The organism is Pseudomonas sp. GD03944 (assembly GCF_029839275.1).
Taxonomy (GTDB): Bacteria; Pseudomonadota; Gammaproteobacteria; order Pseudomonadales; family Pseudomonadaceae; genus Aquipseudomonas.
In genome coordinates this window covers 215,417-233,513 of sequence record NZ_JAOCAH010000005.1, presented here as the reverse complement: position 1 = coordinate 233,513, position 18,097 = coordinate 215,417, and the positions used below count along the sequence as shown (strand labels likewise).

Sequence of the window (18,097 nt, the reverse complement as noted above, 5' to 3'; positions counted from 1 at the left end):
GTGTGGCTCCTCAGAAACCCAGCGGTCCGGTTGGAAGGGGAACCTTGAGCAGGTGTCCGAAGGACAGGCTGATCACGGCCGTGGCAGCCACGCTGATCGCGCCAGCCGGCAGGACGCGCACGCCTTGCTGGACCAGCAGTGCCAGCATGATCAGCAGCATCATCAGGGCCGAGCCGAGGGTTTCGTTGAACAGGATGTAGGCTGCGACCATCACGCACGGCAGTGCCGCGCCCAGGGTGGAACGCAGAAAACGCGGTGGCAGCTGGAACGTATGGGTGCTCTGGCGCAGTTGCTTGACGGCGCTGAGGCTGAGGATGATGCCGCCAAGGATCATGCCGATGGCGATCAGTGACGGAAACAGGTCGGCGCCATACTGCATGCCCGGAACGGAGGGGAAATCACGGGCGAGCACCAGCACGGCAATCCCCGTAACGATGAAGATCAGGCCGAACAAAAGGTCTTTCATAGGGGTGTTCTCTTACGACGGGGCAACGACGAACGACGCCCCGTAGGGGCGTCGTGGCGGCTGGCTGAATTACTTCTTCATACCGATCTTTTCGATGATCTCGCCCATGTACGTGTTGTTCGCTTCGAGGAAGGTGGAGAAGTCGGCCGCGTTGTGCCACTCCATGCCGAAGCCGAGCTTCTGCATGTAGTTCTTGTACATCTCCGAGTTGTAGGCCTTTTCCAGCGCAGCCTCGAGCTTGTCGACGATTTCCGGCGGCAGGTTCTTCGGGCCGGCGATGCCGCGCCATTCACCCAGCGAGTAGTCGCTGCCCATGCTTTCCTTCAGTGTCGGGATATCCGGGAAGGCCGGGTTGCGCTCGGGAGACAGGATGGCCAGGCCTTTGGCGCGGCCGGCTTCGATCATCGAGCGGGCTTCGGGAACCGAGGTCGGGACCAGCTGGATGCTGCCCGCCGCCAGTTCGACCATGGCCGGTGCTGCGCCCTGGCTCGGCACGAAGGTGATCTTGTCCGGGGCGATGCCCTGTTCCAGCAGCAGGCCGGCGAAGGCCACGTGCCAGATACCGCCCAGGCCGGTGCCCGAGGCCTTGATGGTGCCCTTGGGTTCGTTGCGGATGGCCTCGAGCAGCTCGCTGACGTTGTTGTACGGGGAATCCGCCGCGACCTGTACGCCCGGGTAGTCGTAGTTGGTCATGCCGATTGGCGTGTAGTCCTTGTAGGTCAGCTTGGTCAGCCCCTGCCAGTGCATCATGTTCAGCTCGCCGGTGATGAAGCCCAGTGTATAGCCGTCCGGGCGGGCCGCTGCCATCACGCTATGCCCGACCACACCGTTGCCCCCGGCACGGTTGACGACGTTGATGGTGACACCGAGTTCGGCTTCCAGTGCTGCAGCGATCCCCCGTGCAGCCGCGTCGCTACCGCCGCCGGCGGCCCAGGGCACGATGAGTTGGATAGGTTTGTCCGGGTAGGCCGCCATGGCCATGGGCGAGACGAGCAGCGCGGAGAGCAGGAGGGATTTCAAGGTACGGCGCGAGGCGCGCACAGCCTGATACGAAAGCATGACAGTCACCTGTTGAAATTATTGTCAGTGATCACGGAGGCACAGCGTGCTGCGCAGTCGCGATAGCCCGTATCAGAGAGCCGGGCATGGGTTGCAAACTATTGTCTGACAAGTATGACTGTCTAATGAGGCTTAGTAATCAATCCATAACGTGCAGTTATCCACGTGCCCCCAGCACGTGCTGCAGGGCCTCGCAGAACTGTTCGGCGTTGGGTGACAACGGTTCGTTTCGGCGGCGGATCAGGCCATAACCGAGCGATGGGGTCTGCAGCGGCGGCTGCAGCAGGACCAATTGGCCCAGGGCGACCTGCTGCAGGACGATGGATTCGGGCAGCAGGGCCAGCGCCTGGTTGTGGTGAAGCAGGTGCAGGGTCGATTGCACCGAGGCGGTTTCCACCCGGTTGATTGGAAAGTGGATGCCGGCGTCGCTGAACGCCTGTTCGCTCATGCGGCGCAGCGGAGTGTTCGCCGGGTAGACGATCCAGGGCCAGTTCTCCAGGTCGCTGGCGCTCGGGGCCGCCTCGCGGGCCAGGGGGTGGTGGGTGTCCGCGCACAGCAGGAAGGGCTCGCAGGCCAGCTCCTGGTAACTGAAACTTTCCGCCTGATGCGGCTCGATGAAGCGCCCGATGATCAGGTCCAGCTGCTTGTGCTGGAGCATGTACAGCAAATGGTCGCTGGTGTGTTCGAGCAGTTCGACGGTCAGGAGCGGGCGTTGCTGCTTCAGGTGCAGCAGCGTGGCCGGCACCACCTGCGCAGCCGCGGCAACGATCGCGCCGATGCGCAGGTGGCCGTAGCCGCCCTCACGCAGCGCCTGCAACTCCTGGGAGAAATGCCGGCAGTCATTGAGCGTGCGCCGCGCGAAGGCGATCACCACCTGGCCCAGCTCGGTGGCGACCAGCTCCCGGGGTTGGCGGTCGAACAGCGGAAAATCCAGCAATTGCTCGATCTCGCGCAGCATCTTGCTCACGGCCGGTTGGCTCAGTCCCATCTGCTGCGCGGTGGCATGCATGTTGGCCGTGTCGGCCAGGGTCTCGATCAGCTGCAGGTGGCGCAGCCGCAGCCAGTTGTGCAGGGCGGGGAGCTTGTTCAGGGTCACGGTCATGGAGCTACCAGGAAGTTCGGGGGCGATAACCAGCGTGTATCGGGCCTTGACGATTCGTCATTGGTCGCAGGTGCAAGTGCTTGGCTATGGTCGCACAGCATCGGCCGCAGCCTCCATTGATCTATGGAGCCCGGCCGCCTCTCCACGACAATAAAAGAGCATCGCCATGGCCCGCCCCATCGTTCTGACCCCCGATAACACGCTGCCCGAAGATGGCCTGAGCGGCACATTGATCGGCCGTATCTGGCTTCCCGGCCCCGTACCCGGCCCCGCGCCCGTTCTGCTGCACGAGGACGGCGTGTTCGACCTCAGCGCCCTGGCCCCCACCCTGGCCGGCTTGTGTGAACTGGAAAATCTGCCGGCGCGGGTGCACGACCACCGTGCCCTGCGGGTCTGCAGCGTGGCCGAGTTGCTTGCCAACAGTGGCAGCGAGCGCGATCCGGCGCGGCCGAGCCTCCTGGCGCCCGCCGACCTGCAGGTGATCAAGGCGGCCGGGGTGACCTTTGCCTCGAGCATGGTCGAGCGGGTGATCGAAGAGCGTGCCGGCGGCGATCCGCAGCGCGCCGAGGAAATCCGCGCCCAGGTGCGCGACGTGATCGGCGATAACCTGCGCAACATCGTGCCGGGGTCGGAGAACGCCGAACGGATCAAGGCCCTGTTGCAGGAAAAGGGCCTCTGGTCGCAGTACCTCGAGGTAGGTATCGGTCCGGATGCCGAGGTGTTCACCAAGGCGCCGGTGCTGGCGGCGGTGGGCAGTGGCATGGACATCGGCATTCATCCCAAGTCGGCCTGGAACAACCCGGAGCCCGAAGTGGTGCTGGTGGTCAGCAGCCGTGGCCAGGTGGTGGGTGCCACCCTGGGCAACGACGTCAACCTGCGTGATTTCGAAGGTCGCAGCGCGCTGCTGCTGAGCAAGGCCAAGGACAACAATGGTTCCTGCGCCATCGGCCCATTCATCCGTCTGTTCGACGCCAGCTTCGACATCGACGACGTGCGCAATGCCGAGGTGGACCTGCGCGTGGAAGGGGAGGACGGCTTCGTGCTCAACGGCCGCAGCAGCATGAACCAGATCAGCCGCGACCCGCTGGATATCGTCAGCCAGACCCTCAACGCCAACCACCAGTACCCGGACGGTTTTCTGCTGTACCTGGGCACGCTGTTCGCGCCCACGGAAGACCGTGATCAGCCGGGCAACGGCTTCACCCATAAGCTGGGCGACCGGGTCAGCATCAGCAGCCGTCAGCTCGGTGCGTTGCACAACCGCGTAGAGCACAGCAGCGCGCTGGCTCCCTGGAGCTTTGGTCTGCTGGCATTCATCGACAACCTGGCCCAGCGCCAACGGGCCTAGGTCTCGCTCAGCGCCTGTTGCTCCGTGCGCAGTCGCTCCAGCATCAGGGCCGCCAACGGTGACAGGTTGGTGCCCTGGCGATGGACGATGGCGCAAGGTTCATTGCGCGACTGCAATTCCAGCGGCAGTCGGTGCAGCAAGCCGAACCCCTCGTTGGAGCGGGCGATGGAGTAGGGCATGACCGCCACCAGCTGCGGGTCTTCCTGCAGCAGGCTGAGCATGGTGAAGGTCGAGGAGGTTTCCAGCGGGTAACGTGGAAACGCCAGGCCTGCTTCGCCGAACTCGCGCTCCAGTACCGTGCGCATCGGCGTGCCGGTGGGGTAGACCACCCAGCTGTAGGCACTCAGGTCAGCCAGGCTCAACGCCGGGTTGCCCTGGTGTGGATGCTGCGGGCTGGCCACGAGCGCCAGGCGTTCCGGGTGCAGGCTCAGGCATTCGTACGTGTCCGGGTGCTGGCTGCCGCTGGTGCGAGCGATGGCCAGGTCCAGGCGGCCTTCGTCGAGCAGCTTGAGCAGGCGTGGGCTGATGTCCTCGACGATCTGCACCGAAATGTCCGGTTGCATCTGCCGCAGGCCGGTCAGTGCGCGCAGCACCAGCGGGACGGAGCCGGCGATGGTGCCCACCGCCAGGTGCCCGCCATGCCCCTGCAGGATGCCCTGCATCTCCTCGCGCAGGTGTGCCAGGTCGTTATGGATGAGCCGCGCGTAGCGGATCACGCAGCGTCCCAGGTCATTGGCGTGCAGGCCTTGTGCCGTGCGGGTGAACAGCGGCGTGCCGAAGGTCGTTTCGATTTCGTGCAGCGCCTTGGTTGCCCCCGGCTGGCTGATGGCGATGCGCTCGGCAGCACGGTGCACCGTGCCCAGCTCATCGAGGGCAATCAGCAACCGCAACTGGCGAATGCGCAGGCGAGAAACGATGTAGGTCAGTGGTGGCAGCATGGGGATGAGGAAAAGTTATCACCTAATCAGAAGCTTTCATTAGGCAGCACTCCGACCAGTTTTTAAAGTGCCTGCCAAGCAACGCCGCAAGGGCGGCGAGCAAGAACAACAAGACAACAGGAGCAGTGCCATGCGGCTGATTCAATTTGAAGACGGACAAGGCCAGCGCCAGGTCGGCGTCGTGACGGGTGAGCGCATCAGCGTGATCAAGGGAGTCGCCAGCACCCGTGAACTGGCGTTGCAGGCCATTCGCAACGGCCATGGCCTGATTGCCGAGATCGAAAGCCTGGGCGTCGAGGCCGGCCCGGTCTACGCCGAGCTCCTGGAACAGCGTCGCGTGCTGGCGCCGCTGGACCACGCCGACCCGGCCCACTGCCTGGTGTCCGGCACCGGCCTGACCCACCTGGGCAGCGCGTCGACCCGCGACAAGATGCACCAGCAGGCCGAAGCGCAGCAGGCCGACGGTAAGCTCACCGACACCATGCAGATGTTCCAGTGGGGCCTGGCCGGGGGTCGTCCGGCGGCGGGCAGCGAAGGTGCACAGCCGGAGTGGTTCTACAAGGGCGACGGCAGCATCGTGGTGCGCCCCGGCGAGGACTTCCCGGTGCCGGACTTCGCCGAGGATTTCGGCGAAGAGCCTGAATTGACCGGGCTCTATGTGATCGGCGACGACGGCCAGCCCTATCGCATCGGCTTCGCCTTGGGCAACGAGTTCTCCGACCACGTGGTGGAGCGTAAGAACTACCTGTACCTGGCCCATTCGAAACTGCGCTTCTGTTCTTTCGGCCCGGAGCTGCTGATCGGCGAGCTGCCGCGCCACCTGTCCGGCACCAGCCGCATCCGTCGCGGCGGCCAGGTGCTGTGGGAGAAGGAGTTCCTGTCGGGGGAGGACAACATGTGCCACACCCTGGAGAACCTGGAGTACCACCACTTCAAATACCGCCAGTTCCTGCGCCCGGGCGATGTTCACGTGCATTTCTTCGGTACGGCGACCCTGTCGTTCGCCGACGGCATCAAGGCGCAACCGGGGGATACCTTCGAGGTCAGCCTGGAGGCCTTGGGCCAGCCGCTGCGCAACGGTATCCGCGTGCAGGCGCCTGCCATTGGGGTAGGGGGCGTACGCCCGCTGTAAGCCTCCACGGGTCCGGTAACGCCGTTGTCGGATGATTTTTTCGCGGTGGATTGGCTTTACGCCCTCACACCGAATGCACAGGTCAGTTATCATATGTCTGACAACTGTGGTATTGGTTGCCACCCCGAACCTGAAACCGGGGCCAATTCATTGTTCCGGTGACGATTACCCGTCACCGTCACTCACCTGACAGGAGAACGCCATGCTGAGTCTTACTGGCCACAACTACATCGGCGGTGAGCGCCGTGCCGCGGGCAGCATCCAGCACAAGAGCGTCGACGCCAGCACTGGCGAAGCACTGCCTTATGCCTTCATTCAAGCCACGCCGGAAGAAGTGGACGCCGCTGCTGTCGCTGCTGCCGGTGCGTACCCGATCTACCGCAACCTGTCGGCCGTGCGCCGTGCCGAATTCCTTGAAGCCATCGCTGACGAAATCGACGCCCTGGGCGATGACTTCGTGGCCCTGGTGACCCGCGAGACCGCGCTGCCAGCCGGCCGCATCCAGGGTGAGCGTGGCCGTACCAGTGGCCAGATGCGCCTGTTCGCCAAAGTCCTGCGCCGTGGCGACTTCTACGGTGCGCGCATCGACCGCGCCCTGCCGGATCGCCAGCCGCTGCCGCGTCCTGACCTGCGTCAGTATCAGATTGGTCTCGGCCCGGTTGCCGTCTTCGGCGCCAGCAACTTCCCGCTGGCCTTCTCCACCGGTGGTGGTGATACCGCCTCCGCCCTGGCCGCCGGCTGCCCGGTGGTGTTCAAGGCGCACAGCGGCCACATGGCCACTGCCGAAGCCGTGGCTGACGCGATCATCCGCGCCGCCGACAAGACCGGCATGCCCAAAGGCGTGTTCAACATGATCTTCGGCTCCGGTGTCGGTGAGGCGCTGGTCAAACACCCGGCCATCAAGGCCGTCGGCTTCACCGGTTCGCTGAAAGGCGGCCGTGCCCTGTGCGACCTGGCCGCTGCCCGTCCGCAGCCGATCCCGGTGTTCGCCGAGATGTCCAGTGTCAACCCGGTGGTCATCCTGCCGGGCGCCCTGCAGGCCCGTGGCGCCACCATCGCCAAGGAACTGGCGGGCTCCGTGGTTTTGGGTTGCGGCCAGTTCTGCACCAACCCTGGCCTGGTCATCGGTATCCGTGGCGCCGAGTTCAGCGATTTCGTCGCCCAACTGGCGGACGCCATCGGTGCCCAGCCGGCCCAGACCATGCTCAACGCCGGCACCCTGCGCAGCTACGCGGGCGGCCTGTCCCAGCTGAACGCCCACGCCAAGGTCAGCCACCTGGCCGGTAATGAGCAGGCGGGCAACCAGGCGCAGCCGCAGCTGTTCAAGGCGGACGTCAGCATGCTGCTCGAAGGCGACCACCTGCTGCAGGAAGAAGTCTTCGGCCCGACCACCATCGTTGTCGAAGCGGCTGATCGCGAAGAACTGGTCCGCGCCCTGCAGAGCATGCACGGCCAGCTGACCGCCACCCTGCTCGCCGAGCGCGACGACCTGAGCGCATTCCGCGACCTGCTGCCGCTGCTGGAAGAGAAGGCTGGCCGCGTGCTGCTCAACGGTTACCCGACCGGTGTTGAAGTCTGCGATTCCATGGTCCACGGCGGCCCGTACCCGGCGACCTCCGACGCCCGCGGTACCTCGGTCGGTACCCTGGCGATCAACCGCTTCCTGCGTCCTGTCTGCTACCAGAACTACCCGGACGACGTGCTGCCCGAAGCGCTGCAGAACGCCAACCCGCTGGGCTTGCTGCGCCTGGTCGATGGCACCCCGAGCCGCGACGCGATCAACTGATCCGACCCGACTGGCTTCTCCCCGGCACCATGCCCGGTGCCGGGGAGATCCACCCCCGCCGGACGTGTCACCTCGACGCGCCCGGCGGTACCACGTTTTAGCCCGTCCCTGTGACGGGCTTTTTTTCGCCTGTCTTTCAGTGGATTCAGGCGCAGTGGTTTCAGGCGGCCTGGCCCAGGGCCGACTCCGCTGGCGTGCGCGGGAAGATCAGCGCGGCGGCGAAGGTGAGGGCGGCAAAGCCCGTCAGGATCAGATAAAGCCCCAGCAAACCCTGTCGCGGCTCGACCACGGCAATCAGCGGGATGGCCAGGGCGCTGGCGCCGAACGACAGGCAATAGCGCAGGGCGAACACCCGGGATTGCCACTGCGGGGCGACGAAGTTGGCGACCATCGCATCATTCACGGTGACCTGGCCGAAAATCACGAACATCAGCGCCGCGCCCAGGGCGACCAGCATCCAGCCCTCGACCATGGCCAGGCCGAACAGCAGTGGCACCTGGCAGCAGGTGAGGATCAGGAACGGCCATTTCAGGCTGATCCGGTGCAGCACCCGGCCGATGCTCAGTTGCGCCACCGCACCGAAGGCGTAGGCCAGGCTGACCACGATGCCCAATGTCTGGGGCGAGGAGAGCAGGTCGTGCAGGCGTTCCTGGAACAGCTTGGGGTAGGTCATGGTGGTGGCGTTGAACACCACGCCGCTGGTTGCCGTGGCCAGGGCCAGCACGCCGAACACCAGCACCATGGACAGCCGCTGGCCGCCAGCGCCCTTGAGCCCGACGTGCGGGCGCTGGGGAATCGGCTCTTCGCGCACCTGCAGGGCGAAGCCGATGCCCAGGGCGATGGCCACCAGGCCCGGCAGGATGAAGGCCCAGCGCCAGCCGAAATGCGCCACCAGCAGGCCGGTGACCAGGGCGGAAAACGCCACGCCGAGGTTGCCCCACATGCCGTTGATGCCGATCTCCTTGCCACGGTTTTCCGCATAGGCCACCAGCATCGCGGTGCCGACCGGGTGGTAGATCGCGGCGAAGATGCCGATCAGCGTCAGGCCGGCCACCAGCATCGGTGCGCTGCTGCTCAGGCCGGTGAAGATCGCCGCGGCGCCGATGCCGAAAAAGAACCCCAGCATCATGCTGCGCCGGCTCCAGCGGTCACCCAGCCAGCCCGCCGGTAGCGACACGCGCCGAAGGCGATGAAGCCGCCCAGGGACAGGCCGATCATCTCGGCATAATCCAGGGCGAACGCCTGGGTCATCGCCAGCACGGCGGCAGGGAAGATCAGCATGAACATGTGGTCGATCACATGGGCGGCGTTGATGTAGCGGATCACGTGGCGGGCTTGGGTCATGGAGCGAAGGCCGATGATGGAAAGGGATTTCCATGCTAGGTTGGCGATAAATCGTATTCCTGACATAAAAGTCACTGGATCGGACAATGTTGATCGACCGCTTCTTCCACGGCCCGGTGAGTGCCTATCCCCGGGATTACCCAGCCGGTGCGCACCAGGTGCTGCACAGCCACCGCGAGGCGCAGTTCCTCTATGCGGCCTGCGGCACCATGCGCGTGGTCACGGCGCAGGGCGCCTGGGTGATTCCGCCGACTCGCGGCGTATGGATTCCGCCGTTGGTGGAGCACGAAATCTTCATGGTCGGCGAGGTGCACATGCGCTCGCTGTTCATCGCCCCGGCGTTGTGCCCGGCGGGGTTGCAGCAGTGCTGCGTGCTGGCCGTCACGTCCTTGCTGCGCGAATTGATCCTACGGGCGGTGCAGGGCCCGCAACAGGCGGAAAACCCGCTGATCCAGCAACTGATGCTGGAAGAAATCAGCAACCTGGAGAACCTGCCGTTGCATGTGCCGATGCCCGAGGACCGGCGTTTGCAGGCGATCTGCCTGGCCCTGCTGCGCCGTCCCGATCATCCGTACACCCTGGAAGACTGGGCATTGCAGGTGGGGGCTAGTTCGCGGACCCTGGCGCGCCTGTTCCAGCAGGAGCTGCGGATGAACTTCAACACCTGGCGTCAGCAACTGCGCCTGATGGAAGCCCTGCCACGGTTGCTTGCCGGGGACAGCGTGCAGCAGGTCGCCGAGGTCCTCGGTTACGGCAGTGCGCGCGCTTTCAGTGCCATGTTCCAGCGTCTGCTGGGCGACACCCCGCGCAATTATGTCGGCACCCTGAACCAGCTCAGCGAGATCGGCAGCATCCGTTAGCAGGCGACTTCGCCTCCGTTACCCCGTAGGGTGGGTTAGGCGCCTGTCAAAGAACGCCTGAGCGATACGAGGCCCCCCGCGCCGTAACCCACCATGGGCACAACGCCGGTCATCAGGCCTGCACCGCCAACGAAAACAAAAAGGCCCGCCGCGTGGTAAGCGCGGCGGGCCTTCGATTTGGAGCCGGTGTCAGATCTTGCAGACCATGTTGGCCAGTTCCACCCGGCCAAAGCTCGCGCCCTGGTTCGTTGGCGTGATGGCGCTCAACTGGTCGAGGCGCACTTCGAACGGGCCCTCGTCGTCGCGCAGGCAGAAGAACTCTTCCTTCTGCGCGGAGGTCCGGGTGGTCAGCGCATCAGCCTGAAAACGGCGACCATCGACGAGCTCGATGTCCAGGCGATAGCGGTGCATACAGGCGATCTCCAGGTAATCGTGCAGATCGCAGTCCAGCGGCTGATACGTGTTCATGTCCTACTCCTGGCACCCTTCAAGCGGGAGGATGAAGTAACCCTGTTTTTCGATGGCCTCGGCGACCGCCGGCGAGGCGAACTCGCTGTGGCAGAACTGGCAGCGGCTCTGGGAGATGTCCGCCGCCTCTATGCCACGGCTGGCCAGCCACTCGGCAGCGTAGACGCCAGCCAGATCGACGTCGCGGTTATCGGTCAGCACATCGAAGTGTAGGTAACGACCGTCGCCGGTGCGTACATGGGTGTCGAATACATTCACGTTCATCAGTTGCGCTCCTGTGCTTTCCAGGTGGCGGGCAGCGACAGATCGCCCGAGGCCACGTCCCACACGCTGGTGACGCACAGCAGCGGGTTGTGCAGGTCGGCGTTGACTTGCAGGGCTGCGGTCACGCCGTCGTAGTTGAAGCTCTGCGGGAAGCCCACGGCCGCCAGCGGCACGCGAATCTGCGCCGCGTCATCGGCCACGCTCAGGTCGTACCCGGGGGAGTCGATGTAGATCGGCGCGCCCGGCCAGGTGGCGGGCAGCTTGGGCTTGGCGCCTTCCGGGATGTCGCGCACTTTCAGGCCGCTCGGGCCGCAGCTTTCATCCTTGCTCAGCACCACCCAGTGGGAGTGCCAGAGGCCGCCGTCGTTGTCCTTCTTGCCGTCGCCGTTTTCGTCCAGTTGCGGGGTGTCGTCGAAGTCCGGGTGCGAGGTCAGGGCCAGGGCCAGGATGCCGGCGCCCTTGTCGAAACCGACGGCGCTGCTGTCCAGGCTGGTCGGCCACACGTAGCTGTAGACCTCGGCGCCGGCGAAGCTGCCGTTGGCGGTGGGCAGGCGGCTGCCGGCCTTGCCGTCGACCAGCTGTTCGAACACCAGGGTGTCGCCGTCGCTGAAGACGCGGGTATGCACCAGGTCGAAGGCCGCTTCGACCTGCTGGGTTTTTTCACTGTGGATGCCGCCTGGGCCATGGGCCCAGACCTGGGTGGCGAGCAGGGTGCCGAGGGCAAGGGTCAGAGGTGCTTTCATGTCGGTGTCCTTACTTGAGATCGGCGAGGGCGGCGCCGAAGTTCAGGTGCAGCACCTGACCATCGACCACCAGGGCGGGCACCGACGTGACGCCGGCGGATTCGGCTTCGGCGACGCGCTGGGGCGCGTCGCCGAGGTGGACGATCTCCACCTGGACGGACGGGTCCAGCAGGCCCAGCAGGGTGTGTTCGGCCGAAATGCAGACGGGGCAACCGGCGTGGTAGTAGCGAGCAGTGGTCATGTCGTGATCTCCAGTTTGGTATCGAATCGATACTGTGTGGCAAAGAGTACGCCGACAAGAGGCTTTGTCAATATAGTTTTTATTCGATACTATCCATCGACGAAAACGAACCGGGAGTCCCACGGTGTTGTTCGATCTGCTCGAAAGGCTGTCCAGCCTCATGCGTATCTGGTTCCGCCAGCACCCCTTGCTCGCGGACATCCAGCCCATTCAATTGAGCGCGCTGATGTACCTGGCGCGCTGCAACCGCTATTCCAATACCCCGCTGGGGGTGACCGACTACCTGGGCCTGACCAAGGGCACGGTCTCGCAGTCGCTCAAGACCCTGGAAAGCAAGGGGTTGATCGTCAAAAGCCAGGATGCCCGCGACAAGCGCAGCGTCCACCTGGAGCTGACGCCCGCCGCCCGGGAGCTGCTGGATGCGGTATTGCCGCCGGCGTTCCTGGCCAGCGCCGCGCAGCAGATGGACGCCAACGCCGAGCAATTGGAGACGCTGCTGGGTGAGCTGCTGCGCAACGTGCAGCGGGGCAATGACATCGCCAGCTTCGGCCTGTGCAAGACCTGCCGCTTCCACCGCGAGGAGAACGGCGCGCCCTTCTGCGGCCTGACCCATGAGCCCCTGACCCCTGGCGATGCCGAGCTGATCTGCCGCGAACACCACCCCCTCGACGACGCTGCCTAGGAGCCCCCATGGCCAGTACCCGCATCACCCTCGATCACCTGCTGATGGGCCCGGCCGTGGCGTTCACCCGCCCGGGCTCGCGCAGCGCCATCGTCAAGACGCCCTATACCGGGGCGGTGCAGGTGGCGGAAAACGGCCTGCTGGGTGACGAGCAGGGCGACCTGCGGGTGCATGGCGGGCCGGAAAAGGCCATTCACTACTACCCCCGCGAACACTACGCGGCCTGGGCCGAGGAACTGGGGGCGCACCCGCTGCTGACCCAGGCCGGCGCCTTCGGCGAGAACTTCAGCGCCACCGGCTGGACCGAGCAGACCATGTGCCTGGCCGACCGGGTGCGGGTCGGTTCCACGCTGCTGGAAATTTCCCAGGGGCGCATGCCGTGCTGGAAGCTCAACGACCGCTTCCAAGTGGCCGACATGGCGCTGCGTGTCCAGCAGACCGGGCGCACGGGCTGGTACTTCCGGGTACTGGAAGGCGGCGTGGTAAAGGCGGGGGATCAGCTCGAAGTGGTCGAGCGGCCGTACGAGCACTGGTCGCTGTCGCGCCTGTCCGCGGTGCTGTTCTCCAAGACTGTGGAGCTGGAAATCGCCAGGGAATGCCTGACGCTGCCGCTGGCGGCCTCCTGGCGCCGCACCATGGAACGGCGGGTGGAGAAATGCCTGATCGAGGACTGGAGCCCGCGCATCGACGGTCCGGCCCGTGAGGTCGAAGCCTGAGCGGCGTAACGCCCTAGCAGGTTGGTCGCCAGCTTCTACACTTGAATCCGGCGGTTCGGGCAGCGCCGGGCATTGCGCCTGAACCCTCTCGGCAAACGGTGTCAGGAGGGGTTATGACGGGATCGAAGCGTGTTGCGCTCATGCTGGTGCTGCTCCTGGGCAGCGTGTCGGTGTCGGCCCAGAACCTGGAGCCGCTGCGGATCGAGGTCCAGCCGTTCGCCTTGCTGCCGGCGGATGTGCGCTACCCGGAAGGGCTGGCGGTCAACCCGGAAAACGGCGACCTCTACGTTGGCACCTTCGACCTGCGCGAACCGGCCAGCGAGCGCCGCAACCAGGTGCTGCGCCTGTCCGCCGATGGCCAGGTGCTGGCGCGCAAGGCGTTCGGCGGCACACCGCTGACCGGCCTGGAGTACGCCGGTGGGCACCTGTACATCCTCAACTTCGGTGCTGCCCAGCTGCAGCGCCTGCCGGCCGGGTTCGACGCCGACAGCCCGGTGGAGGTGCTGGCCGAGTTCAAGGCCCTGACACCGCCGGCGCCGCCCTCGCGATTCATCGATAACCCCGACGGCAGCCGCGACGAAATCCGCTTCGGCTCAAGCGGCGTGGCGGCGCCCAACGGCATGGTGTTCGACCGCGCCGGCAACCTCTACGTGTCCGATTCGTTCCAGGGGGCGGTGTACCGCATCGCGGCGGCGGCCACCTGCACCGCCTGCACGGTGGAGGTGATCGCCCGCGACCCGTTGCTGGCCACCACCGGCTACCTGCCGTTCGGGGCCAACGGCCTGGCCTTCAGCGCGGACGAGAAAACCCTCTACATCAACAACGCCGGCGACAACCGGGTGTTGCGCATGGCGATGCCCGACGGCACGCCGACGGTGCTGGCGGAAAGCATCCCGGGTGCCGATGGTTTGCTGTTCCACGACGGCCTGCTGTGGGTGGTGGCCAACCAGGTCGACCAGATCCTGGCCTTGAACGAGCAGGGGCGGGTGCAGGCCCGGGCCGGTGGTTTTCTCGGCATCGCCGCGGACGGTTCTCCCCGCGGGCTGCTGTTCCCGGCGAGCACCGTGGTGCAGGGCCAGCGGATGATCGTCACCAACATGGCGCTGCCGCTGACCGCCGCCCAGGGCGACGAATGGGAGGAGCGGGTGACGCGCTGGAACCTGGTCAGTTTCAAACTGCCGCGCAACGTCGCCGAGTGAGTCGGGCAGATTGTTGCAGGCCGGGTAAAAGTACTTCTCGGCACGCCGTGTTTTTCCACTGGCAGGCCCTCAATAAACTGGACGCGTATTCCAGAAGCGTCCCGTTGAGAGGGCAAATCCATGAAATTGCACAGTGTGTTGACTGCCGTTCTTGTTGTTTCTTCCCTGTCCTTCGCCCAAGTCAGCCTGGCTGAAGAATCCCCCGCCTTCGTCGCCCACAAGGCCGCCCTGGCCCAGCGCGCCGCCGATGTGGCCGAGCAGCATGCCCAGGCCGAAAAAGCCGCGCCGGGCGTCAAGCAGCACGCCGCGCTGCAACAGGCCGACGAAGCCAAGGACAGCTGATTTCCCCCGTAACCTCCTGACGTCGATCGTTGATTGCTCTGTATCGATGTCCTTCCCCAGCCGCTCTCCATGAGCGGTTTTTTTTGCCCGGCGTTCGGGCTCAGTGGCTGGCGTGGCGGGTCGCGGCGAAGCGGTTGAGCAGGCGGTGCACCACGAACACCGCGAACAGGGTCAGCAGCACCGACACGCACACCGTACTCAAGCGGTAGAGGATGGCGTACATGATGTCGTGGGTCGGCGTCAGCGACTGGCCGAACAGGATCGCCAGGGTAGTCAGGGCGCCGAAGCCGATACCGGGCACGCCTTTCTCCAGCATGTGCCAGCGCGCGCAGCACAGCGCGGCGACCCACAGCATCACCGTCACCAGCGGCAGGATGTCGTAGTGGTTGTGCAGCACCAGCATCATCAGCAGGGCCAGCATGCAGCCGAGCAGGGTGCCGATCGCCCGGATGCGTCCGGCGAAGCTGGAGCCCTTCCAGTGCATGGGGAACAGCAGCAGGATACTGGCCACCTGGGCCGACAGCGCATCGTGCAGGTCCAGGCACTGGAACAGGATGAACGACAGGGTCGCCACCGTGGCGCCGAGCAGCGCTTCGTGGCGCATGCTGGCGCGGTCCTTGGTGGGCGGCACCCGCGGTGGGCGCGGCGTGCGGTCCGGGAACAGGTAGAACATCAGCCCGGCGATGGCCGCCGACTGCAGGATGGCCAGGGCGTTGTAGCCGAGCATCTGCATCACGTCGGTCTGCGGGTAGCTGGCGAAATTCAGGTGGATCGACAGGAACACCGAACCCAGGGCGCCGAACAGGAACAGCGGCCCGCGCGCCATCAGGGCGAAGCGGTAGAGAAACAGCAGGAACACCAGCGGGATCATCAGCAGCGGCCGGGCGCCGAACAGCCCGTACAGCAGGCCGGTTTCCAGGCAGACCACCAGACCCTGGGCGAAGAACTGGCGCACCAGGTTGGCGTTGAGCCGCGGCACCAGCCCCAGGAGCAGCATCGGGTACACGCAGAAGAACGCCGCGTACTGCAGGTTCAGCAGCTTGCACAGGAAGAACGCCAGCGCACCACCGGTGGCGATGCGCAGGATCTGCTGCAGGTCGTTCTCGCTGAGCAGGCTGGTCGTGGCCGCGTCAGTAGACATAGTGCAGCAGGCTGATCAGGCGGATCTGTGCCGCGGCGAAGAGGTCCACCAGCCCGTTGTCGAAGGGCATCAGCTGGACCGTGGCCTTGGCCCCCGTGGGCAGCAGGACCGGCAGTGGCTGCTCCAGCACGATGTGCAGGCGCTGGCGCTGGGCGTCGCGCACCCAGCGCTCCGACTCCACCGGGGCCGCCAGCTCGCCATTGGCCTCGATCTGGCCCTCGCGCACGCCCGCATCGAAGTGGCTGACCCGAGCGCTGAACAGCTCGCCCGGGCGGGCATCGAAGACCACGATCGCCGGGGTGTCGGGCTGCACGTAACGCAGGGCCTTTTCGCGGAAGTCGGCAATGATGTCGGGCCTTTCCTCCACCAGCGCCGCCACCGGCGTCCCGGCCGTGACGAAGGCGCCGACGCTGAGCTGCAGGTTGCTGATGGTGCCGGCATTCTGCGCGCGCACGGCGCTGTAGTTCAGTTGCAGCTCGGCCTGGTGCAGGTCGTTGAGGGCCTGGCGCAGGCGCAGGTTGTCGGCGCTGTCCTGACCGCGACGGGCCTTGATTTCCTGCACCCGGGCCAGCGCCGCCAGCAGGTTGGCCTCGGCGACCCGGTGGTTGGCGTCGGCTTCATCGACCTGCTGGCGCGAGATGTGCTGACGGGCGAGCAGGGTGTGCAAGCGCTGCGCCTGGTCGCGCAGCTCGTCACGCTGGGCGCGCGCGGCGCTGGCGGCCGCCTCGGCGGCGGCCAGGCCGGCATCCAGCTCGGCGTTGTCCTGGCGCGCCTGTTCCACCGCCAGTTCCGCCCGCTGCACGTCGAGCAGGAACGGCTCGGGGTCCAGGTGAAACAGCAACTGCCCCGGTTCGACGTGCTGGTTGTTGCGCACGGCGATCTGGCTGACCTGGCCCGAGACCCGCGGCGCGACCTTCAGCACTGGGCGGGTCATCTGCGCCTGGGGCGTCAGCGGCATGGTCAGGTCGGCGGTCAGGAAGTAGATGAAAAAGCAGGCCAGGGCCGCGATAGCGATTTGAACCCAACGGGCAAATCGTTGATCGGGGGTCATGAATACCTCGGTCGTTCAGGTCGAGAAGGCAAGGATCGCAGCGAAAGAAGCGGCGCAACGGCGCCGGCCGGCGAGTATATTTGCCGGGCTCCGGTGTAAAAATACGCAGGTGGCGCAAAGCACAATTGCAGGGTGGGTAATAGTCCGATGGATATCTTTCAGGCGATGCGGGTGTACGTGCGGGTGGTCGATACCGGCAGCTTCACCGCGGCGGCACGGGTCATGGACCTCTCCACCGCGCAGGTGTCGCGGCTGGTGTCCGAGCTGGAAAGCCACCTGCAGGCCCGCCTGCTGCAGCGCACCACCCGGCGCTTGCGCCTGACCGACGTGGGCGCGCGTTACCTGGAGCGCTGCCGGCTGATCCTCAATGAACTGGAGGAGGCGGGGGCCGAAGCCAGTGGCGCCCACCTCAAGCCCCAGGGGCGCCTGCGGGTGCATTCGCTGATCGGCCTGGGCACCCAGATGCTCGCGCCCATGGCCGCGCATTACGGCGAACACTACCCCGACGTGCACCTGCAGCTGACCCTGTCGCAACGCCAGCCGGACCTGCTGGAAGAGGGGCATGACGTGGTGATCATCGTCGCCCGGGGCCTGCCGGATTCCGAATTGGTCGGCCAGCACCTGGGCACCGTCGGCAGCGTAGTCTGCGCGGCGCCGGCCTACCTGGCGCGGCACGGCACGCCGCGAACGCTGGAAGACCTGAAGGATCACCGTTGCCTGCACATGGCGGACCCGGTGTTCGACGACAACTGGACCTTCACCCGCGACGGCCAGGAGCACACCGTGCTGCTTGGCGAGACCTTCCAGGTCAATGTCGCCGAAGCCATGGCCCAGGCGGCCAGCGCGGCCATGGGCATCTGCCTGCTGCCGGATTTCATCGCCGCCAGGGCGTTCCAGGAAAAGCGCCTGGTACGGCTGCTCGCGCCCCATCGCCTGAACGAGCGGGATATCTACGCGCTGTACCCGTCCCGGCGCTTTCTCGACGCCAAGGTGAAGACCTGGGTCGAGTTCCTCAAGGCTGAAATCCCCCGTGAGCTTCACGCCTGCCAACAGGTGGTGGAAGACCCCGCCTACTGGGCCTGACGCGCCTGCCCATTGTTGCGTGGCAGGCAATGCAACCTTGCCGACTTTGCACTTTTTCAGCTCCGGACGGCTCCCTAAGCTGGCGACTGTCGAGGGCAGGCCCAGGCCTGCCTCGCTCAATCGTCAGAGGAG

19 protein-coding genes and 1 pseudogene are annotated in these 18,097 nt (G+C 65.6%); 9 read left to right on the top strand and 11 right to left on the bottom strand.

What is annotated here, in order from left to right; translation table 11 throughout:
* Positions 1–10 precede the first annotated feature (10 nt).
* From N5C28_RS10790 to N5C28_RS10780, 3 genes are all read right to left on the bottom strand, one after another.
* Positions 11–466, bottom strand: coding sequence for a tripartite tricarboxylate transporter TctB family protein (locus N5C28_RS10790; RefSeq protein ID WP_279822170.1), 456 nt, complete (start codon positions 464–466; stop codon positions 11–13).
* Between the two features lie 69 nt (positions 467–535).
* The gene (locus tag N5C28_RS10785; protein ID WP_279822169.1) at positions 536–1,525 is read right to left on the bottom strand and encodes a tripartite tricarboxylate transporter substrate binding protein; all 990 of its coding nucleotides are present in this window, start codon (positions 1,523–1,525) and stop codon (positions 536–538) included.
* 157 nt (positions 1,526–1,682) lie between these two features.
* Positions 1,683–2,627 (bottom strand): LysR family transcriptional regulator, encoded by a 945-nt coding sequence (locus N5C28_RS10780; protein ID WP_279822168.1) that lies wholly within the window; start codon positions 2,625–2,627, stop codon positions 1,683–1,685.
* Between the two features lie 166 nt (positions 2,628–2,793).
* Between N5C28_RS10780 and N5C28_RS10775 the strand changes: the two genes are divergently transcribed.
* A complete protein-coding gene (locus N5C28_RS10775) occupies positions 2,794–3,975 on the top strand; it encodes a fumarylacetoacetate hydrolase family protein (RefSeq protein WP_279822167.1) in 1,182 nt (393 codons plus the stop codon).
* Here the strand turns inward: N5C28_RS10775 and N5C28_RS10770 are convergent.
* The gene (locus N5C28_RS10770; protein ID WP_279822166.1) at positions 3,972–4,913 is read right to left on the bottom strand and encodes a LysR family transcriptional regulator; all 942 of its coding nucleotides are present in this window, start codon (positions 4,911–4,913) and stop codon (positions 3,972–3,974) included. The genes N5C28_RS10775 and N5C28_RS10770 overlap by 4 nt on opposite strands.
* Before the next feature lie 130 nt (positions 4,914–5,043).
* Between N5C28_RS10770 and araD1 the strand changes: the two genes are divergently transcribed.
* Positions 5,044–6,045 (top strand): AraD1 family protein, encoded by a 1,002-nt coding sequence (gene araD1, locus N5C28_RS10765; protein ID WP_279822165.1) that lies wholly within the window; start codon positions 5,044–5,046, stop codon positions 6,043–6,045.
* 202 nt (positions 6,046–6,247) lie between these two features.
* Positions 6,248–7,831, top strand: coding sequence for an aldehyde dehydrogenase (NADP(+)) (locus N5C28_RS10760; protein ID WP_279822163.1), 1,584 nt, complete (start codon positions 6,248–6,250; stop codon positions 7,829–7,831).
* Positions 7,832–7,991: 160 nt separating this feature from the next.
* Here the strand turns inward: N5C28_RS10760 and N5C28_RS10755 are convergent.
* A pseudogene (locus N5C28_RS10755) lies at positions 7,992–9,175 on the bottom strand (MFS transporter).
* A gap of 86 nt (positions 9,176–9,261) precedes the next feature.
* On the opposite strand from N5C28_RS10755, the gene N5C28_RS10750 reads away from it, so the two are divergent.
* Positions 9,262–10,035, top strand: a complete 774-nt coding sequence (locus N5C28_RS10750; RefSeq protein WP_279822162.1) for a helix-turn-helix transcriptional regulator — start codon at positions 9,262–9,264, stop codon at positions 10,033–10,035.
* A 189-nt stretch (positions 10,036–10,224) separates the two neighbouring features.
* On the opposite strand, the gene N5C28_RS10745 is transcribed toward N5C28_RS10750, so the two are convergent.
* Genes N5C28_RS10745 through N5C28_RS10730 form a run of 4 tightly spaced genes read right to left on the bottom strand, consistent with a single transcriptional unit; the run spans position 10,225 to position 11,751 of the window.
* Complete coding sequence (locus N5C28_RS10745; RefSeq protein WP_279822160.1) at positions 10,225–10,503, bottom strand: Rho-binding antiterminator; 279 nt, start codon at positions 10,501–10,503, stop codon at positions 10,225–10,227.
* Between the two features lie 3 nt (positions 10,504–10,506).
* A complete protein-coding gene (locus tag N5C28_RS10740; RefSeq protein WP_279822159.1) occupies positions 10,507–10,767 on the bottom strand; it encodes a DUF2024 family protein in 261 nt (86 codons plus the stop codon).
* Positions 10,767–11,510, bottom strand: a complete 744-nt coding sequence (locus tag N5C28_RS10735; protein ID WP_279822158.1) for a hypothetical protein — start codon at positions 11,508–11,510, stop codon at positions 10,767–10,769. The genes N5C28_RS10740 and N5C28_RS10735 overlap by 1 nt, the downstream gene beginning before the upstream one ends.
* Before the next feature lie 10 nt (positions 11,511–11,520).
* Positions 11,521–11,751, bottom strand: a complete 231-nt coding sequence (locus N5C28_RS10730; RefSeq protein WP_279822157.1) for a thioredoxin family protein — start codon at positions 11,749–11,751, stop codon at positions 11,521–11,523.
* Positions 11,752–11,911: 160 nt separating this feature from the next.
* Between N5C28_RS10730 and N5C28_RS10725 the strand changes: the two genes are divergently transcribed.
* From N5C28_RS10725 to N5C28_RS10710, 4 genes are all read left to right on the top strand, one after another.
* Positions 11,912–12,433 (top strand): MarR family winged helix-turn-helix transcriptional regulator, encoded by a 522-nt coding sequence (locus N5C28_RS10725; RefSeq protein ID WP_279822156.1) that lies wholly within the window; start codon positions 11,912–11,914, stop codon positions 12,431–12,433.
* 8 nt (positions 12,434–12,441) lie between these two features.
* Positions 12,442–13,149 (top strand): MOSC domain-containing protein, encoded by a 708-nt coding sequence (locus N5C28_RS10720; protein ID WP_279822155.1) that lies wholly within the window; start codon positions 12,442–12,444, stop codon positions 13,147–13,149.
* Positions 13,150–13,262: 113 nt separating this feature from the next.
* A complete protein-coding gene (locus N5C28_RS10715) occupies positions 13,263–14,348 on the top strand; it encodes a hypothetical protein (protein ID WP_279822153.1) in 1,086 nt (361 codons plus the stop codon).
* Between the two features lie 120 nt (positions 14,349–14,468).
* Positions 14,469–14,690 carry a hypothetical protein gene (locus tag N5C28_RS10710; RefSeq protein WP_279822151.1) on the top strand — a complete coding sequence of 74 codons (222 nt, stop codon included), beginning with the start codon at positions 14,469–14,471 and terminating at the stop codon, positions 14,688–14,690.
* Positions 14,691–14,790: 100 nt separating this feature from the next.
* Here the strand turns inward: N5C28_RS10710 and N5C28_RS10705 are convergent, their stop codons facing one another.
* Complete coding sequence (locus tag N5C28_RS10705; protein WP_279822149.1) at positions 14,791–15,831, bottom strand: DUF2955 domain-containing protein; 1,041 nt, start codon at positions 15,829–15,831, stop codon at positions 14,791–14,793.
* On the bottom strand, positions 15,821–16,882 hold the full coding sequence (locus N5C28_RS10700; RefSeq protein ID WP_279822147.1) for an HlyD family secretion protein: 1,062 nt from the start codon (positions 16,880–16,882) through the stop codon (positions 15,821–15,823). The genes N5C28_RS10705 and N5C28_RS10700 overlap by 11 nt, the downstream gene beginning before the upstream one ends.
* 147 nt (positions 16,883–17,029) lie before the next feature.
* Between N5C28_RS10700 and N5C28_RS10695 the strand changes: the two genes are divergently transcribed.
* Complete coding sequence (locus tag N5C28_RS10695; protein WP_279822145.1) at positions 17,030–17,965, top strand: LysR family transcriptional regulator; 936 nt, start codon at positions 17,030–17,032, stop codon at positions 17,963–17,965.
* The last annotated feature ends 132 nt before the right edge of the window (positions 17,966–18,097 follow it).

What these genes read in the sequence shown, in the direction of transcription:
- N5C28_RS10740 (WP_279822159.1), bottom strand. Translation starts at nt 10,767, where the DNA reads ATGAACGTGAATGTATTCGACACCCATGTACGCACCGGCGACGGTCGT.
- N5C28_RS10785 (WP_279822169.1), bottom strand. Translation starts at nt 1,525, where the DNA reads ATGCTTTCGTATCAGGCTGTGCGCGCCTCGCGCCGTACCTTGAAATCC.
- N5C28_RS10730 (WP_279822157.1), bottom strand. Translation starts at nt 11,751, where the DNA reads ATGACCACTGCTCGCTACTACCACGCCGGTTGCCCCGTCTGCATTTCG.
- araD1 (WP_279822165.1), top strand. Translation starts at nt 5,044, where the DNA reads ATGCGGCTGATTCAATTTGAAGACGGACAAGGCCAGCGCCAGGTCGGC.
- N5C28_RS10770 (WP_279822166.1), bottom strand. Translation starts at nt 4,913, where the DNA reads ATGCTGCCACCACTGACCTACATCGTTTCTCGCCTGCGCATTCGCCAG.
- N5C28_RS10780 (WP_279822168.1), bottom strand. Translation starts at nt 2,627, where the DNA reads ATGACCGTGACCCTGAACAAGCTCCCCGCCCTGCACAACTGGCTGCGG.
- N5C28_RS10700 (WP_279822147.1), bottom strand. Translation starts at nt 16,882, where the DNA reads ATGACCCCCGATCAACGATTTGCCCGTTGGGTTCAAATCGCTATCGCG.
- N5C28_RS10720 (WP_279822155.1), top strand. Translation starts at nt 12,442, where the DNA reads ATGGCCAGTACCCGCATCACCCTCGATCACCTGCTGATGGGCCCGGCC.
- N5C28_RS10710 (WP_279822151.1), top strand. Translation starts at nt 14,469, where the DNA reads ATGAAATTGCACAGTGTGTTGACTGCCGTTCTTGTTGTTTCTTCCCTG.
- N5C28_RS10695 (WP_279822145.1), top strand. Translation starts at nt 17,030, where the DNA reads ATGGATATCTTTCAGGCGATGCGGGTGTACGTGCGGGTGGTCGATACC.
- N5C28_RS10725 (WP_279822156.1), top strand. Translation starts at nt 11,912, where the DNA reads ATGCGTATCTGGTTCCGCCAGCACCCCTTGCTCGCGGACATCCAGCCC.
- N5C28_RS10750 (WP_279822162.1), top strand. Translation starts at nt 9,262, where the DNA reads ATGTTGATCGACCGCTTCTTCCACGGCCCGGTGAGTGCCTATCCCCGG.
- N5C28_RS10715 (WP_279822153.1), top strand. Translation starts at nt 13,263, where the DNA reads ATGACGGGATCGAAGCGTGTTGCGCTCATGCTGGTGCTGCTCCTGGGC.
- N5C28_RS10745 (WP_279822160.1), bottom strand. Translation starts at nt 10,503, where the DNA reads ATGAACACGTATCAGCCGCTGGACTGCGATCTGCACGATTACCTGGAG.
- N5C28_RS10705 (WP_279822149.1), bottom strand. Translation starts at nt 15,831, where the DNA reads ATGTCTACTGACGCGGCCACGACCAGCCTGCTCAGCGAGAACGACCTG.
- N5C28_RS10790 (WP_279822170.1), bottom strand. Translation starts at nt 466, where the DNA reads ATGAAAGACCTTTTGTTCGGCCTGATCTTCATCGTTACGGGGATTGCC.
- N5C28_RS10760 (WP_279822163.1), top strand. Translation starts at nt 6,248, where the DNA reads ATGCTGAGTCTTACTGGCCACAACTACATCGGCGGTGAGCGCCGTGCC.
- N5C28_RS10775 (WP_279822167.1), top strand. Translation starts at nt 2,794, where the DNA reads ATGGCCCGCCCCATCGTTCTGACCCCCGATAACACGCTGCCCGAAGAT.
- N5C28_RS10735 (WP_279822158.1), bottom strand. Translation starts at nt 11,510, where the DNA reads ATGAAAGCACCTCTGACCCTTGCCCTCGGCACCCTGCTCGCCACCCAG.